The organism is Microbacterium luteum, from assembly GCF_015277875.1.
Lineage (GTDB): Bacteria > Actinomycetota > Actinomycetes > Actinomycetales > Microbacteriaceae > Microbacterium > Microbacterium luteum.
In genome coordinates, this window is sequence record NZ_CP063814.1 from 2,024,489 (window position 1) to 2,040,227 (window position 15,739).

Consider the following 15,739-nt stretch of genomic DNA (forward strand, 5'->3'; position numbering starts at 1 on the left):
CTTCGCCGGTCACCACCCGAGGGAACCCGGCACACCCTTGAACGGACCCACCACGTCGGGCGTGATCCATCCGCCGTAGAAGTTGCCTTGCTGCGGTCGCACGAGAACTCCGCCGATCTCGCACCGATCCATGCTCTCGGCGTACACCGCGACACGGTCGGCGAGCGTCTCGAACCCCGTCAGCGGAGACGGGTAGTTCCACGCCGCACGAGGGCGGCTCTGCCCTCCGCCGTGGACGTCGAAATAGCGTGCGCGCCCTTTGAACTCGCAGGCCGAGGCGCCTTCGCCCCGCGTGAGGGCGCCGGGAGCGAAAGCAGCGAGAGGCAGGTAGTACGTCGGCGGATGACTCGTCTCGAGCACGCGCACCACGTCGTCGGTGTCGACGATCACGTCGCCGCCGAGCGTGATCACCGCGCGGCTGTCGACGCGTTCGAGGCGGGGTGGCCGGGGGTAGTCCCAAACGGACTCCTGTCCCGGACCGACCGGATCGGGCTGAGGGTGACGCATGATCCCAGGGTAGGACTCCGTGCGCCACCCGGCGCTGCCGTCGCCTCCGTGCTCATAGGCTCGGGCCGTGGACACGACGGAGGTCATCGTCATCGGCGCAGGCATCGCCGGCCTGCGCTGTGCTCTCGCGCTCGCCGAGGCAGGACGCGACGTGGTCGTCGTCGAGGCCGGTTCACGAGTGGGCGGCCGTCAGCGCACGGATCGGGTCGACGGGTTCGTCCTGGACCGCGGGTTCCAGGTGCTCAACCCGGCGTACCCCGCCGTTCGCCGCGACGTCGATGTGGCGGCCCTGAAGTTCTCCTCCTTCCCGGTCGCGGTGCGCGTTCGACTCGATGACAGGACGGTGGAGCTCGCGCATCCGGTGCGCCACCCCGCCCGACTTTCCGCGACGCTCGCGAGCGGATTGGTCACGCCTCGCGAACTCGCTGCGCTCACGCGGTGGGCCGCGCCCACGATTCTCGCGCCGCGTCGCACGGTCGCCGGGAGCGACGCGGCGCTCTTCCCGGCGTGGGACGCCGCGCGCGTGCGCGGGCCGCTGCGTTCCGCCGTGCTGGAGCCCTTCCTCGCCGGAGTGATCGCGGATGACACCGGCACCACTTCCGACGCCTTCGTGCGGCTCCTCGTGCGCATGTTCGTGCTCGGGCGCCCGGGACTTCCCGCGGACGGCATTCAGGCTCTCCCGCACCAGCTCGCCCGGCGCGTCACCGACGCCGGCGGACGCATCCGGCTGTCCCATCGCGCTTCGCGTATCGATCGCGCGTCGGGTCGCATGCGCGTCGAGATCGACGGCGCGGGCCCGGTCATCGCGGAGACGGTCGTCGTCGCGGTGGGTCCAGACGCGGTCTCCAACCTGATCGATGTGAGCCGCCCTCGCACGCGTGGACTTCAGACCTGGTGGTTCGACGCGTCCGCTGCGCCGCCGTCGTCGGCCGCCGTCCACGTCGACGGGCGACGATCCGGCCCCGTCGTCAACACCGTGGCGATGTCGCACACCGTCGCGACATGCGCCCCTCCCGGCAAGCATCTCGTCCAGGCGACGTGCCTGCTCTCGGAGACCCGCGCCCCCGACGAGCCACAGGTCCGCCGACACCTCGAGGAGATCTGGGGTTCCCGGGCGGGCGACTGGTCGGTCCTGCGCCGGGATGACATCCCCCACGCTCTTCCGGCACAGGCAGCGCCGCTTCGCGTCGCCTCGCCGACACGGATCGCAGAGGGCGTGTTCGTCGCGGGCGATCACCGGGACACCGCATCGATTCAGGGCGCCCTCGTGTCGGGAAAGCGAGCGGCGCGAGCAGTCCTGTCGCCTTAGCGACGCGGCGCGAGATCGGGGCCGACCGCCTCGCGCTCGTCGAAGACGAAGCAGTCTCCGTCCCAGTGGGCTCCCCCGACGTGCTCGAAGTAGCCCAGGACGCCGCCATCGAGCTGAAACGCCTCGACACCCTGCTCGCGAAGGTGGATCGCCGCCTTCTCGCATCGGATTCCGCCGGTGCAGTAACTGACGACGGTCTTGCCGACGAGACTCCCCCGAGTCGCGCCCGCCGCGTCGGGGAACTGCGTGAAGCGCTCGATGCGCCAGTCGATCGCCCCCGCGAAGCGGCCGTAGTCGACTTCGAAGCCGTTGCGCGTGTCGAGCATCACGACTTCTCGGCCGTGATCGTCCACCCCGTCATCCAGCCACCGCTTGAGGGTCTGCGGCGACACAGCGGGAGCTCGCCCGCCCTCCGGCCGGATGGCCGGTCGATCCATGCGGATGATCTCGCGCTTGATCTTGACGACCATCTTCCGGAAGGGCTGCTCGCGCGACCAGCTCTCCTTCGCCGTCAGGTTCGCGAACCGCTCCTCCGCCCGCAGATCGTCGAGGATGCCGCGCACCGCCGCGGCGTCGCCCGCGAGGAAGAGGTTGATGCCCTCTGGGGCGAGGATGATCGTGCCCCGAACCCCGGCGGCGACCGCACGCGCCCGAAGGCGCTCGCGCCGCTCCTCGAGACCGTCCAGCGCGGTGAAGAGGTAGGCGCTGACGTTCAGCACGGATGACACGCCCCAAGGCTACGCGGTCGGCAAGCTCGCGCAGCGCCGTATCCCACATTTGGTTGTGCTCAATTCAATTGTGCACAATACTTATGGACATGCCCGGGATCGACGACATGGTGTGCTTCTCGCTCTACGCCGCGAGTCGGTCGACCACGCAGGCCTACCGACGCGTCCTCGAGCCCTGGCACATGACCTACCCGCAGTACCTCGTGCTCGTCGCCCTCTGGACCGAGGGTCCGCTCTCCGTGCGCGAGCTCGGCGACCGCCTCGCGCTCGACTCCGGCACCCTCTCTCCGCTGCTGAAGCGCCTCGAGAGCCGCGGGCTGCTGACCCGCACGCGCCGAAGCGACGACGAGCGCGTCGTGGATGTCGCGCTGACGGACGCGGGCTCGAGCCTGCGACACGACATGGCGGATGTGCCCCGGCAGATCGCGCAGTGCATGGGCATCGGCATGGAGGCCGCCCGCGCACTTCTGGACTCCCTGCACGAGCTGACCGCGCACGTGCAGGCGAGCAACGAGGCGACCGTCTCGTGACATCACACGGAAGGACCACCATGGACGCCATCTACACCGCCGAGGCCCTCGCCACGGGAGAAGGACGCGCGGGAGCCGTCAAGACGCGCGACGGTCACGTCGACATGGACCTGCGCATCCCCCGTGAGATGGGTGGCCCCGGCGGCGGGGCCAATCCCGAAGCGCTCTTCGCCGCCGGATACGCCGCATGCTTCCACAGCGCGCTCCAGGCGGCCGCCCGCGCACAGAAGGTGACTCTCGAGGACACGAGCGTCGGATCACGCGTGCATATCGGCAGCAACGGCGAGGGCGGCTTCGGCCTCGCCGTCGAACTCGAGGTCGTGATCCCCAACCTCCCCGCCGACCAGGCGCAGGCGCTCGCCGACGCCGCGCACCAGATCTGCCCGTATTCGAACGCCACCCGCGGGAACATCGACGTCACGGTCACCGTCTCCGACGACTGATATGTGGTTCGTTCTGTCAAGTGGGCAGGGTGAAGCGCCGCCTGGCTGGCTGCCGGGCGGCGCTTCGTCGTTCGCGCGTGGGGGCGGGGTGTGCGGCGTGTTCTGTGACGCGTGGTCAGTCTGATATTCGCGGGTTGGTTACCGCAGGACCCTGTTTCGGCGAGAGCAGCCAGCGTGTCTGAGGTCGAGCGTGGCCGCTCGGTGCGGCTGCTCACAGTCGTTCCGCTGGTGCGCTCTTCACGCTGCATGCGTTCCCCGCGCCGGTGGTCGAGAACGAGTCTGGGGCTGTCAGGTCATGACGGCCAGGGACCAGCACCAGCCCGCGAGCTCACGGGCGATCGCGGTGGTCGCGACGGTGTGCTTCTTCTTGTGCGATGTCCCGGTCCAGCCGGTCCCGGCGGGCGAGGATACTGTTCACGGCGTCATAGCCGGCGTCGAACGCCGCAAGGGTGCCGGGCCCGGCGCCATCGAGACCCTCGTCCATCTTCAGCAGCCGGGCCAGCAACACTGCGTCCCGGGCGTCGGTCTTGATCCGGTCGCCGGCCGGTCGGATGATCTTCGACGGCGCCGCGACCGTCGGGGGTGTCAGATGGTCTGTGTGAGTGGGGTTCACCTCGAAGGAGAACATCATGGAGACCATGGCTATCAGTCCGGAGCGCGAGGAGCGCAGGCGTCGGCAGAAGGAGCTCGCTGATCAGTTGAAGTCGTCGGGTGCGATGGATGAGATCTTCGCGAAGATCGATGCCGGCACCCCGCTGACGGGCGATCAGGGGCTGCTCGGTGGCATGCTGAAGGCCGCGCTGGAGCGGGGCCTGGACGCGGAGCTGACCGAGCACGTCGGGTACGAGCGTGGTGATGCGGAAGCGTCGCTGTATCCGAACTCCCGCAACGGCACGACGCCGAAGACGGTGTCGACCGAGATCGGTGAGATCGACCTATCGGTCCCGCGGGATCGGAACGGGTCGTTCACCCCGATGCTCGTCCCGAAGGGGCAGCGCCGGCTGGATGGGCTGGACGGGATGATCATCTCGCTCTATGCCGGCGGGATGACCATCCGCGATATCCAGCATCATCTCGCGAACACGATCGGCACCGAGCTCAGCCATGAGACGATCTCGAAGATCACCGACCAGGTCGCCGACGAGGTCCTCGCGTGGCAGACCCGCCCATTGGAAGCGTTGTATCCGGTGATCTATCTCGACGCGATCATCGTGAAGATCCGTGACGGCGGTCACGTGCGCAACAAGGCCGCGCATATCGCCGTCGGGGTCGACATGGACGGGATCAAGCACGTCCTGGGTATCTGGGTGCAGGCCACCGAAGGCGCGAAGTTCTGGGCATCGGTCTGCGCCGAGCTTGCCAACCGTGGCATCCGCGACGTGCTGATCGTCTGCACCGACGGGCTCACCGGATTTCCCGAGGCGGTCGCGGCGACGTGGCCGCAAGCGACCGTGCAGACCTGCGTGGTCCACCTGATCCGCGCGGCGATGCGGTTCGTGAACTACAAAGACCGCAAAGCCGTCGCCGCCGCGCTGAAACCGATTTACACCGCGGTGAACGAGGACGCCGCGCTCGAAGCGCTCGAGGCGTTCAGCGACTCCGAGCTCGGCCGCCGCTACCCCTCGGCGGTGAAGACGTTCCAGGACGCCTGGGACCGGTTCACCCCGTTCCTGGCGTTCCCGCCCGAGCTGCGCCGCGTGATCTACACCACCAACGCGATCGAGTCGCTGAACTACCAGCTGCGGAAAGTGACGAAATCGCGGGGTCACTTTCCCAACGACGCCGCCGCGGTCAAGCTGCTCTGGCTGGCGATCTGCGACATCGAAGACAAGCGCGCCCGAGAACGCGAGAAGGAACGCGGGCGCCCCTCCAGCCAGCGAAAAGCTTCCGGCCGACTCATCGAGGGCAACGTGACCACGAACTGGAAACAAGCCCTCGAACAACTCGCACTCGCCTACCCCGACCGCATCACCCCCTACCTCTAACCACCAACACCAACCCGCTTACACAGAAGACTTGACAAGCCCCGACCGTCACCGCAATCCCTGCCGCCTCGAGCTTCCGAGCCAGCCCGAAACCGGTCGGCCCAGCCTCGTATCCGGCGTGCACCGGACCCAGCCGGGCCGAGACCTGCATCACCCACGCGAGGACATCCGCAGCCCCGGCGGGCAGCCGCGCCTCGATCACCTCACCGGTCAACGTGTCGATCGCCGCCGCTCGCACGCTCCGCGCGTGCACATCCAAACCAATAGCCGTACGCTCGTTGAACACCAGGGCCTCCGCTGCATGTCGGCATCCCAAGGCCACTCCTCGGGATGATCCACGAATCTGCACCGCGAGGCCCTGGGCCTACAAGAGCATCAGCACCCCGCCCTCATAGGGTCTGATCTCTGCGCGGCGGCTCGTTGCTTCGACGAGCCGCCCCGCTATCGGTGACGGGCAACCGTGTCAACCGCGATCGCGTGCCTCCGCCCGCTGGATAGCGTGGCGGCACACCTCGCCAAGGAGTCACCGTGTTCCAGCGTCGCCCGCACCACCGCATCACCGTCTCGGTCGTCATCCCGGTGAAGGACGATGCCGCTCACCTGGACCGGTGCCTGCGAAGCATCGCTCGGCAGAGCCTCGCCGTCGACGAGGTCGTCGTCGTCGACAACGGCTCGGTGGATGACTCCGCCGACGTCGCGCGACGTCACGGCGCTCGGGTCGTGTCCTGCGCGCACCCCGGGGTGGCCGCGGCCGCGTCCGCGGGCTACGACGCAGCTCTCGGCGACGTGATCCTCCGCCTCGACGCGGACTGCGCGCCAGGCCCCGGATGGGCGCGGACGATGACCGAGGCGCTGCACGAAGAGCAGAACGTCGGTGCCGTCTTCGGCGGTGCGAGCTTCCACGACGGGCCTCGGTGGCTTCGCCGCCCGCTCGCGGGCGCCTATCTGAGCGCATACGTGCTGGTGGTGGGCGCCGCGCTCGGCCACTGGCCCCTCTTCGGCTCGAACCTCGCCATGCGCTCCGAAGCGTGGCGGGCGGTGAGCGCATCGGTGCACCGAACCCGAGCGGACACGCATGACGACATCGACCTCGCCTTCCACATCGGCGAGCGGCATCGCATCGTGGCCGTCGGCGCGGAGCACATGACCATCTCGATGCGTCCGTTCGCCGATGCTCGGCTGTTCGCCGCGCGGGTCCGCAAGGGGTTCCGCACCGTCGTGATGCACTGGCCGCAGGACTTCCCCCCGATTCGGTGGGACCGTCGCCTGCTGCGGCGCCTGCGTCGCCGCAGCGTCGCGCGCCGCGCTCGACCCGACCATCACCTCGCTGCCTGATGCGCGCCGCCGCTCTCATCGGGGTCGCCACAGCCCCCGCGCTGCACGTGATGACGTTCAATGTGCGGCGCCGGCTGCCGCTGTCGATCCGACGGGCGGACCGGTGGACCGGTCGCCGCCGGGCCGTGGACGCGCTCCTCACCCTCGAACAGCCGACCGTGCTCGGCGTGCAGGAGGCGATGCCCGGTCAGGCCGACGCCGTCGCCGATGCGCTCGGTGCTCGGTATCGCCGGCTCGGCCATGGTCGCGACAGCCGCGGTCGCGGCGAGGGGTGCCCGCTGTTCTGGGATGCCGAGCGGCTCGAACTCCTCTCCGGCACACAGCTCGCACTGTCACCCACTCCGGCGGTGGCGGGGTCCCGGGGGTGGGGCAACCCGGTACCGCGCGTCGTCGTGGTCGCGCGGCTGCGGGATCGGCTCACCTCGCGGGAGCTCACGGTCGTGAACACGCACCTCGACGTGTTCTCGCGCCGCTCCCGCCTGCACGCCGCCCGCTGGTTGCGGGGGGTGCTCACGACCGGAACCACTGCCGGGATCATCCTCGGCGATATGAACGCCCGTCCGGATTCCGCCACCGCGCGTGAGCTCTGGGTCGGCGGTCTGCGGGATGCGTGGCCCGCTGCGGACGTGCGGCTCACCCCCGAATGGGCGACGTTCGCCGACTACCGCGCACCACGACGCGGCGCGCGCATCGATTGGATCGGTGTGACCCCCGGGGTGCAGGTGGATGCGATCGGCATCAACGCCTTCCGCACGGATGTCGGGTGGCCCTCCGATCACCTGCCGGTGCAGGCGCGGGTGCGCGTGTGCTCATGAGCACGCTGGCACGGAACTTTCTACGGCCACCCCGCGGGACCCTGGGCGTCGCGGCCGATGGAGTGCGGGCGCTCGGACTCGTCAGTGTCGTCGCCGCGGGGGTGCTGTACGAACCGACGGATGCCGGCATTCTGGCTTTCGCGCTGCCCGGCCTCATGATCCCGCGCTTCCTCGCACTCCGCCCGACAGCCGACCTCGTCTTCGGGCTCGTGCTCCTCACCGCCGCGTGGAGCAACGTGTACGACCTCTACACCACGCTCGCGGCGTGGGATCTGGTGGTCCACTTCCTGGCCACCGGTGTTCTGTCCGTCGCCGTCTACCTCTTGCTCGGCCATGCCGGGGTGCTCCCGCGACCTGTCGGACCCGGTCGGCCGCGGCGCGCGCCACTCGTGCTCACCCCTGTCCTCGGGCTCGCGATCAGTGCCTTGTGGGAGATGGTCGAGTGGGCGGGCCGGGAGTTCATCACGGACACGATCTTCGTGACCTATGCCGACACGATCGGCGACATGGCGATCGGCGCTGTCGGTGCAGCCGTGGCGGGAGTGGCGCTGGCCTTCCTGAGACTCGAGGATGATCCGCCCCCGGCCACGTGAGCGGAGCCGTCAGACACGGCCGCGCAGGATGAGGTTCCAGTACACCCACGGCAGGACATAGCGGTCCGCGATCCAGGCGAGGCGGTTCTCCCGGTACATCTGCGGCAGGAACGAGATCGTGGGGTCGGGACGACCATCGGGATCGAACTCCGCCCAGACGACACTCGATCGCGACACCGTCAGCGGGCAGACACCGTAACCGTCGTATCGGCGCGTGGGCTCCTGGCCGCGCAGCGCCGCCGCGAGGTTCTCCGCCACGACGAACGTCTGCTTGCGCAGCGCGCCGCCGGACTTGGAGTTCGTCGTGCCGGCCGCATCCCCGATCGCCCAGACGTCGTCGAACCGGCGATGCCGCAGCGTTTCGGGATCCACCTCGACGAAACCTCCGGGATCGCGCTCGGCCGCCAGACCGGCCGCCGAGATCCACGTCGGCGCCGACTGCGGCGGCACGACGTTCAGAACGTCGTACCGCACCTCCTCGGCGTCGGTCTCGCCGATGCGTCCGATAGCCACCTTCCGCTCCGCCCCGCTGACGGCCCGGATCTCGCTCGCGGTGCGCACCTCGATGCCGAACTCCGCGATGACACGTTCGAGCTCCGCGTCGATGTGGGCAAGACCGAAGACCGTCTCCTCGGGCACCACCAGCACGACCCGGATGTCATCGAGGCACCCGAGGGCACGCCAGTGGGCACACGCCTGGTACATCGGCTTCTGCGCGGCTCCGGAGCAGGAAGCCGGTCCGGGCGGCTGCGTGAACACGACCGTCCCCGATCGCATGTCGCGAAGCAGGGCCGAGAGCTTCACCGCCCCGTCGAGCTCGTAGTGCGAGGTGACCTCGGGCGTGTCGAGAGCTTCCGCGAGTCCCGCCACGGCGGTCCAGTCCTTCACCATCCCCGGGCTGAGGACGAGATGGTCGTATCCGAGCACATCACCGCCGGATGTGGTGACGGTGCGTGCTGCGGGATCGACGGCCTCGACCGCATCGCGCACCCAGCGCACCCCTTTCGGCATCACGTCGGCTTGTGGGCGCGACGTCTGCGACGCGCGCGCCGTGCCACCGGCGACGTGCGAGAACAAGGGCTGATACCGATGCACGGCCTGCGGTTCGATCACGGCGATGTCGGAGACGCCGGCACGTCGCAGTCGTGCGGCGGCGGACACTCCCCCGTTTCCGCCGCCGACGATGATGACGCGGTGATGGGCAGCCTCGGCCCGAGTCTCGTGCGATGCCTCCGGCGAATCCATACGGCCACGCTAGGGAACGTCCCGCCCGACCGGCACCGCTTGCGGACCGGGCGGCGAGCGGCTAGCCGACGCCGCACGGACGTCCTTCCCCAGTGAGCGCGCAGTGAACGCGCAAGATTCTCCTGAGAATCGTCTGTCAACCCCCTCCGCGACCCGGGTCGACGCGCGCAAGATGGATATCGCCCTCGCAAGGAGCAGAAAGCCACACCCCGAATGACCATCGCGATGATGCCATCGTCACACCAGTACGTCCTGGTCGAACTCGAAGACGAGATTCGACTCATCCACGACACCCGTTACGCCGAGAACGACTCGCGTCGCCTCGTCGCATTCGTGGAGCCGGCGCCGGATGACCGCGTAGCGGTCACCTGGCTGCGATCCCTGCCGCTCCGCACCAGCTTCCCCGACGCGGCGTCCGCGCTCGCGGAGATCGAAGCCTGGACCGCCCTGGAGCGGGCGGGCGGCGCCGCTCCGCCCATCCCGATCGCCCACTACGCGCCCCGGCGCATCCGCTCTTCCGCGCGGCGGATCACGCGCGCCTGAGCGGTGGCGACGGGGCCGTGCTCGTCACGCGTGCCCGACCCCGTACTCGACCTCATCGTCGTCATTCGCACCGTTCTCGCGCCGGCGCCGACGCCAGGTGAGGTCGACGAGCCCGACCAGCAAGGCGAGGGAGAGGAACACCGCCGCGGCGAGCATCCCGTAGGCGTAGGCATCGTGGAACACGACGATCTCGCTGGCCGTGCCCTCCTCGCGGAAGATCGTCGCGTAGAAGAACGACAGCGCGACCGCGGTGCCGATGGCCGTGCCGATGCGCTGGCCGAGCTGCCCGACCGAGCCGGCGAGACCGCCCTGCGTCACCGGGATGTCAGCGAGGGCGAGTGTCTGGTTGGGAGAGATGACGAGGCCCCCGCCCAGTCCGCCGACCACCATCGCCGCGGCCATGGCCCAGGGCGTGTACGGCAGCGGGACGAAGATCGCGACGACCACCAGGAGGGCGGTCGCCAGGAGCACGGCGCCCAGGCCCCACACGACGAGGGGTCTGCCGAACCGGTTGACGAGGTTGCCGCCCACCCAGGAACCGGCAGCGCTCGTGGCGGCGAACCCGATGGAGACCATGCCCGCGTAGACCGGCTCGAGACCGAGACCGTCCTGCAGGAAGAGGTTGGTGAGCAGGAACACCGACGGCAGAGCCGCGAAGTACGACGTCGCCAGCAGCGTGCCATTGCGATACGACCGCACCCGGAAGAGACGCAGCGGAACGAGCGGAGCCTTGCCGACGGACTCGTAGTGCCGCTCCCACAGCACGAACCCGCCGACGAAGAGCACGAAGGCGACGAGCAGCCACCATCGCAGGGGGTCGTCGTCGGGAGATCCCGTCGTGAACAGGAACGGGAACATGAGCGAGAGCACGGCGAGACCGAACAGCACCGTGCCGAACGGATCGAGCTCGAGCGGCCGGCGGGTTCGCCGGTGGAGGGGCGGCAGAAGCCAGATCGCGAGGGCGATGGCGATGAGACCCAGCGGCACGTTCATCCAGAAGATCCAGCGCCACCCGTCCTGCGCGCCGCCGAGAGCGATCGCCAGCCCGCCGATCGTCGGGCCGAGGGCCGTGGAGATGCCGATGATCGCTCCGAAGGCACCGAAGGCCTTGCCGCGCGCGGAGCCGCGGAACAGCTCCTGGATGATGCCGAGAACCTGGGGCATCTGAATGCCTGCGGCGACGCCCTGAATCAGGCGGGCGATCAGCAGCACGGTCATCGAGGGCGCAAGCGCACAGACGAGACTCATGACCGTGAACAGGCTCAGGCCGATGATGAACAGCGCGCGCCGCGATCGCTGATCACCCAGGCGTCCCGCCGGAACGAGCACGAGCCCGAAGGTCAGCACGTACCCCGACACGATCAGCCCGAGCTCCGTCGGCGCCGACCCGAACGCATCCTCGATCGAAGGCAGGGCGACGTTGACCTTCGTGAGGTCGAGGATCGTCAGAGCGGCGACCGATACGCATACCGCGAAGGCCCGCCACTGCGCTCGTGGTGAGGGGAGGGGGATGTCGGAGGTGGCCGGCGACGCTGTCTTCGACGTTTCGTTCCCGTTCGCCGTCTCATCACTCATCATCATCGCCAGGTTATCGCTACGCACCGCGCCACGGACCCGTCCGATGCTGATTGACTGGGGCCATGCGCGAGACGGCGATGTTCCCTCTCAGCAGCGTGCTGATGCCGTATATGCCGCTGCCGTTGCGCATCTTCGAGTCGAGATACCTCGTGATGCTCGGGCGCCTGCTCGACGACGACGATCCGCGGTTCGGGGTTGTCCTCATCGAGCGCGGACCGGAGGCCGGGGGCGGCGAGCAGCGGTTCTCGGTCGGCACGCTCGCGCGCGTCTCGCGCGTGGCGGCCCGGGAGGATGACCTGCAGCTCGTCGCCGTCGGGGGCGGCCGGTTCGAAGTCGAGCGGTGGCTCGACGACGACCCGTACCCGCGCGCGATCGTCCGGGAGCTGCCGATGCCGCCGTGGCGTGACGACCTCCTTCCGCTGCGCGAGCGCGCGGAGCAGACGGTGCGCCGGCTCCTGTCGATGTCGGCGCAGTTCGCAGAGCTGCCCTGGGATGCCGACATCGAGCTCGCCGACGATCCCGAGCACGCGTGCTGGCAGCTCGCGGGCATCGCCCCGCTCAGCACCCTCGACCACCTCGCCCTGCTTCAGGCCTCGTCGCTCGACCAGTTGCTCGCCGACCTCATCGCCCGCTGCGACGAGGCGGAACCCGTCTTGACGGCGGGAACGCCGGATGGGGCCTTCGGAGCCGAACTCGACCGGCTTCTCGATGACGTTGAGGGAGACGAGGAGTCCCCCGGACCCGCGGACGGCGACCGCTAGGACTCCGGCAGGCGCCGCATCCGTCGAACGCGCTGGACGATGCGCACGACAGCACGAGCCGGAACACCGATGATGCACGCGACCGTGCCCGACACCGACCGATCCAACGCCCCGAGCACGCTCTTCCGCTCCCACGCATCTCGGATGGCACCGCCCCGCGGGCGCGGCTGGGGGCGGTGCGCAAAGGCACCCGAACGGCGCGCCCCCGCGAGTTCCGCGAGCTGCCCCACCCAGGTGTCCTCTGCCGCCGGGTGGAAGTAGTTGTCTTCGAGCCAGCCGTCGACCGGCATCCGGAACGCGCGCGCGATGACCGCCGTCTCGCCTGCCAAGAGTCCGCTTCCCTCGAACACCGTATTGATGAGTTCGGGAGCGACGCCGAAGACATCGAGCGCGATCACCGGGGTGCCGTGGGCGACGGCCTCGATGGCGGCGGTCGAGCTGATCGTGACGAGCCCGGCGGCGGTAGCCAGCGCCGTGCTCATGGGCTCCGTCGAGACGACGAGGTTCGGCGGCGCGCCTCCCATCGACCGGATGAGGTCGGGATACTCATCGAACTCGCGGTGGGTCTGGCTCTCCCCCTTCGTCCCCCGGAGTTTGAGCACGACGCGCCGACTCGGGTCGGCTTGGGCTGCTCGGATCAGCAGAGCGGCGACGCGGCGACGCGCATCCCGCTCGCGGGGCACGATCGCCTGCGCCGCGAAGACGAGGTCCTGCCCGCCCGCCGTGGCCGTTCCCGGCTCGGCTGCGCGCGCGAAGGGCAGGCGGGCGAGAGCGAAGCGCTGGACAAACCCTTTCTCGGTCGCCAGAGCGGTGAATTCACGCACCTCACGATGGGAGTGCAGCACGAACACGTCACAGGATGCGCGGTAGACGAGAGCCTTCCGCGTGGCGGGCACCGAGATCCCCGGCAGACCGGTCGCGATGACGGACGACGGCACACATGTTCGCACGACACGCGCCAAGACCCGCACGAGCGGCCCGCGCGCGGCGAGCAGGACCACGTCGGGGTCCAGTTCGGCCAGCCGTGCCGGAAGGTCGTCGAACGAGACACGCCACACGTCGGTCAGTCCGCTCCCGGCGAGGGCCGAGCGCTGCTGCGCCTCACTGACCACGAGCGGCGTGTCGAGAACGAGCAGCCGACCGTCGACGGCGTCCGGTCGCGATCCCAGGAGCGCGGCCGCCCACTTCACGTACGAGTCGGTGTCGGCGACGGCGACGACGCGAAGCGGATCGGCTCTCACGCCGGAACGCGACGCAGCTTCGCCATCGGCGCGCGCTCGCCGTCGAACACCCGCTTCACGCCGTCGCCGAGGGCGGTCTCGATGATGCGGATGTCGCGGACGAGATGGTTCAGGCCGGTCGGCTCGAGCGATGCCGCGTGGTCGGAACCCCACATGGTGCGGTCGAGCGTGATGTGGCGCTCGACCGCCGTCGCGCCGAGTGCGACGGCCGCGAGGGAGATCTGCAGCCCGCGCTCGTGACCCGAGTAGCCCACGGGAACCCCGGGATAACGCTCGCGCAGGGCGGGGATCACCCGGAGGTTGGCCTCCTCGGGCTCCATCGGGTAGGTGGAGGTCGCGTGCAGGAGCACGAGATTGCCCGTCCCGAGCACCTCGACCGCCTGGTCGATCTGCTCCGACGTCGACATGCCCGTCGACAGGATGATCGGCTTGCCCGTCTCACGCAGCGCGACGAGAAGCTCGGTGTCGGTCAGCGATGCCGACGCCACCTTGTGCGCCGGAACGTGCAGGTCTTCGAGGAACTCCACGCTCGGCACATCCCACGGGGATGCGAACCAATCGACGCCCCGGAGCAGTGCGTGGTCGGCGACCGCCACGTACTCGTCACGCCCGAACTCGATCCGCTTGCGGTACTCGAAGTACGTCATGGTGCCCCACGGCGTCTCCCGGCGCACATCCCGCATGTGCTCGGGCGTCGAGATCTCCGGGGTGCGCTTCTGGAACTTGACCGCATTCGCGCCGGCGTCGGCGGCCACGTCGATCAGCTGTTTGGCGATCTCGACGTCGCCGTTGTGATTGAGGCCGATCTCCGCGATCACGTAGGTGGGCCGACCGCCCCCGATGACGTTCTTCCCGATCGTGACGGTCATGGCTTGCTCCTTGGTGGTTCTGCCTCGGACGAGGCGAGGATGGACTCCGACGAGGCGCCGCGCGCCGCGAGCACCCGTTCGGCGACTTCGCGCACGGCGCCCGCGCCGCCGGAGGACTGCAGCACGATGCGCGCGGCCGCGAGGACGAGGGGGTGCGAATCCGGTACGGCGATCGGCCACCCGACGAGTTCGAGGCAGACGAGATCGTTGACGTCGTTTCCGACGTAGGCGACGCGGTGAAGCGGGATGCCGCGCTCGGCAGCCCACGCCACGAGAGCGCTCGCCTTGTCGTCGAGACCCTGTTCGACGTCGACGCCGAGCTTGCGCGCACGAGCCGTGACGACGGGGTTGCGTTCGGTCGACAGGATGACGACAGGCACGCCGGCTCTGCGCAGCAACGACACTCCCATCCCGTCGGAGCGGCTGACGCGAACCAGTTCGGTGCCCTGCGCGTCGACGTATGCGCTGTCGTCGGTGTGGACGCCGTCGAAATCGGTCACGACCGCATCCACGTCGATCGGACCGTCGAGCGTCGTGGGAACGGTCGAGGGCAGACCAGATGCCGCCATCGCCCTCGCGACCTGGAGCTCCTGTGCCGTGTCGATCTCGATCGCGGTGCTCTCCGGCACCTCGGCGGCGCGCGTGACACCGAAGAAGCGGTGCTCGGCGGCACGGAAACCGTCGACATCGAGCACGTAGAACGCGCCGGTCTCGAGGTAGTGGGGCTCGCGGTCCTGGCGACGCGGACGGACGGCGGCATCGTGGTTGATACCGGAAGCGGCACCCGACGCATCCCGCCGCCAGAGGAACCCGTAGGTCTCGACAGCCGAGAACACGCTGTCGGCGAGCCCGGCGACGACGTCGGACACAGCGGAGTCGAGAGCGGCGGAGTCGATGAAAGGAGAGGTCGCCTGCAGGAACGCGAGGGTTCCGACGGGCGTTCCCTCCGCCGCGAGCACGTCGAGGGCGTGGAGCAGCGCGCTCTCACTCGTGGCGGTGTCGCCGGAGAGCTCGGCGGGCCGGTCGATGACCGCCGCGCCCCACTCGCGCGCGACCGCAGCGATGGCGGGGTCATCGGTCGAGACGACGACCAGGTCGATGGCGGGTGCCGCCTTCGCGGCGGCGACCGCACGCGCCACGAGCGGCACTCCCCCGACGCGGCGCAGGTTCTTGCCCGGCACTCCCTTCGAACCTCCGCGTGCAGGGATGACGGCGACGACGAGCGGACGCACCTCCCCCATCCGCGACGCGGCGATG

18 protein-coding genes are annotated in these 15,739 nt (G+C 69.4%); 9 read left to right on the plus strand and 9 right to left on the minus strand.

The genetic code is table 11. The features are described 5' to 3' along the window. Positions 1-9 precede the first annotated feature (9 nt). A complete protein-coding gene (locus IM777_RS10140) occupies positions 10-507 on the minus strand; it encodes a DUF427 domain-containing protein (RefSeq protein ID WP_194383249.1) in 498 nt (165 codons plus the stop codon). A gap of 67 nt (positions 508-574) precedes the next feature. On the opposite strand from IM777_RS10140, the gene IM777_RS10145 reads away from it, so the two are divergent. Then, the gene (locus IM777_RS10145; protein WP_194383250.1) at positions 575-1,816 is read left to right on the plus strand and encodes an NAD(P)/FAD-dependent oxidoreductase; all 1,242 of its coding nucleotides are present in this window, start codon (positions 575-577) and stop codon (positions 1,814-1,816) included. Here IM777_RS10145 and IM777_RS10150 read toward each other — a convergent pair. Further along, positions 1,813-2,544 carry a sulfurtransferase gene (locus IM777_RS10150; protein WP_194383251.1) on the minus strand — a complete coding sequence of 244 codons (732 nt, stop codon included), beginning with the start codon at positions 2,542-2,544 and terminating at the stop codon, positions 1,813-1,815. The two genes, IM777_RS10145 and IM777_RS10150, sit on opposite strands and share 4 nt — an antisense overlap. Positions 2,545-2,633: 89 nt before the next feature. Between IM777_RS10150 and IM777_RS10155 the strand changes: the two genes are divergently transcribed. Then, the gene (locus tag IM777_RS10155) at positions 2,634-3,074 is read left to right on the plus strand and encodes a MarR family winged helix-turn-helix transcriptional regulator (protein WP_228480750.1); all 441 of its coding nucleotides are present in this window, start codon (positions 2,634-2,636) and stop codon (positions 3,072-3,074) included. Positions 3,075-3,094: 20 nt separating this feature from the next. Next, positions 3,095-3,517 (plus strand): organic hydroperoxide resistance protein, encoded by a 423-nt coding sequence (locus IM777_RS10160; RefSeq protein ID WP_194383252.1) that lies wholly within the window; start codon positions 3,095-3,097, stop codon positions 3,515-3,517. 328 nt (positions 3,518-3,845) lie between these two features. On the opposite strand, the gene IM777_RS17590 is transcribed toward IM777_RS10160, so the two are convergent. Beyond that, positions 3,846-4,148 (minus strand): hypothetical protein, encoded by a 303-nt coding sequence (locus tag IM777_RS17590; RefSeq protein WP_419538862.1) that lies wholly within the window; start codon positions 4,146-4,148, stop codon positions 3,846-3,848. A 7-nt stretch (positions 4,149-4,155) separates the two neighbouring features. Here IM777_RS17590 and IM777_RS10170 point away from each other — a divergent pair, with 7 nt between their 5' ends. Next, the gene (locus IM777_RS10170) at positions 4,156-5,502 is read left to right on the plus strand and encodes an IS256 family transposase (protein WP_228481089.1); all 1,347 of its coding nucleotides are present in this window, start codon (positions 4,156-4,158) and stop codon (positions 5,500-5,502) included. Here IM777_RS10170 and IM777_RS10175 read toward each other — a convergent pair. Continuing rightward, the gene (locus tag IM777_RS10175) at positions 5,486-5,788 is read right to left on the minus strand and encodes a hypothetical protein (protein ID WP_194383254.1); all 303 of its coding nucleotides are present in this window, start codon (positions 5,786-5,788) and stop codon (positions 5,486-5,488) included. The genes IM777_RS10170 and IM777_RS10175 overlap by 17 nt on opposite strands. A 242-nt stretch (positions 5,789-6,030) precedes the next feature. Here IM777_RS10175 and IM777_RS10180 point away from each other — a divergent pair, with 242 nt between their 5' ends. From IM777_RS10180 to IM777_RS10190, 3 genes are all read left to right on the plus strand, one after another. Further along, complete coding sequence (locus IM777_RS10180; protein ID WP_194383255.1) at positions 6,031-6,837, plus strand: glycosyltransferase family A protein; 807 nt, start codon at positions 6,031-6,033, stop codon at positions 6,835-6,837. Further along, the gene (locus IM777_RS10185) at positions 6,837-7,652 is read left to right on the plus strand and encodes an endonuclease/exonuclease/phosphatase family protein (RefSeq protein WP_194383256.1); all 816 of its coding nucleotides are present in this window, start codon (positions 6,837-6,839) and stop codon (positions 7,650-7,652) included. The genes IM777_RS10180 and IM777_RS10185 overlap by 1 nt, the downstream gene beginning before the upstream one ends. 62 nt (positions 7,653-7,714) lie before the next feature. After that, positions 7,715-8,245, plus strand: coding sequence for a DUF2238 domain-containing protein (locus tag IM777_RS10190; RefSeq protein WP_228480751.1), 531 nt, complete (start codon positions 7,715-7,717; stop codon positions 8,243-8,245). A gap of 9 nt (positions 8,246-8,254) precedes the next feature. Here the strand turns inward: IM777_RS10190 and IM777_RS10195 are convergent, their stop codons facing one another. Next, positions 8,255-9,490 carry an NAD(P)/FAD-dependent oxidoreductase gene (locus tag IM777_RS10195; protein WP_194383257.1) on the minus strand — a complete coding sequence of 412 codons (1,236 nt, stop codon included), beginning with the start codon at positions 9,488-9,490 and terminating at the stop codon, positions 8,255-8,257. A gap of 228 nt (positions 9,491-9,718) precedes the next feature. On the opposite strand from IM777_RS10195, the gene IM777_RS10200 reads away from it, so the two are divergent. Beyond that, on the plus strand, positions 9,719-10,033 hold the full coding sequence (locus tag IM777_RS10200; protein WP_194383258.1) for a hypothetical protein: 315 nt from the start codon (positions 9,719-9,721) through the stop codon (positions 10,031-10,033). Positions 10,034-10,057: 24 nt separating this feature from the next. Here the strand turns inward: IM777_RS10200 and IM777_RS10205 are convergent, their stop codons facing one another. Further along, the gene (locus IM777_RS10205) at positions 10,058-11,608 is read right to left on the minus strand and encodes an MFS transporter (RefSeq protein WP_194385510.1); all 1,551 of its coding nucleotides are present in this window, start codon (positions 11,606-11,608) and stop codon (positions 10,058-10,060) included. A 65-nt stretch (positions 11,609-11,673) separates the two neighbouring features. On the opposite strand from IM777_RS10205, the gene IM777_RS10210 reads away from it, so the two are divergent. Beyond that, positions 11,674-12,372, plus strand: coding sequence for an LON peptidase substrate-binding domain-containing protein (locus IM777_RS10210; RefSeq protein WP_228480752.1), 699 nt, complete (start codon positions 11,674-11,676; stop codon positions 12,370-12,372). On the opposite strand, the gene IM777_RS10215 is transcribed toward IM777_RS10210, so the two are convergent. Genes IM777_RS10215 through IM777_RS10225 form a run of 3 tightly spaced genes read right to left on the minus strand, consistent with a single transcriptional unit; the run spans position 12,369 to position 15,723 of the window. Beyond that, on the minus strand, positions 12,369-13,613 hold the full coding sequence (locus IM777_RS10215) for a DUF6716 putative glycosyltransferase (protein ID WP_194383259.1): 1,245 nt from the start codon (positions 13,611-13,613) through the stop codon (positions 12,369-12,371). The two genes, IM777_RS10210 and IM777_RS10215, sit on opposite strands and share 4 nt — an antisense overlap. Then, entirely contained in the window at positions 13,610-14,482 is an 873-nt protein-coding gene (locus IM777_RS10220) for an N-acetylneuraminate synthase family protein (protein ID WP_194383260.1), read from the minus strand. The genes IM777_RS10215 and IM777_RS10220 overlap by 4 nt, the downstream gene beginning before the upstream one ends. Continuing rightward, positions 14,479-15,723 carry an acylneuraminate cytidylyltransferase gene (locus tag IM777_RS10225; protein WP_194385512.1) on the minus strand — a complete coding sequence of 415 codons (1,245 nt, stop codon included), beginning with the start codon at positions 15,721-15,723 and terminating at the stop codon, positions 14,479-14,481. The genes IM777_RS10220 and IM777_RS10225 overlap by 4 nt, the downstream gene beginning before the upstream one ends. Positions 15,724-15,739: the final 16 nt, after the last annotated feature.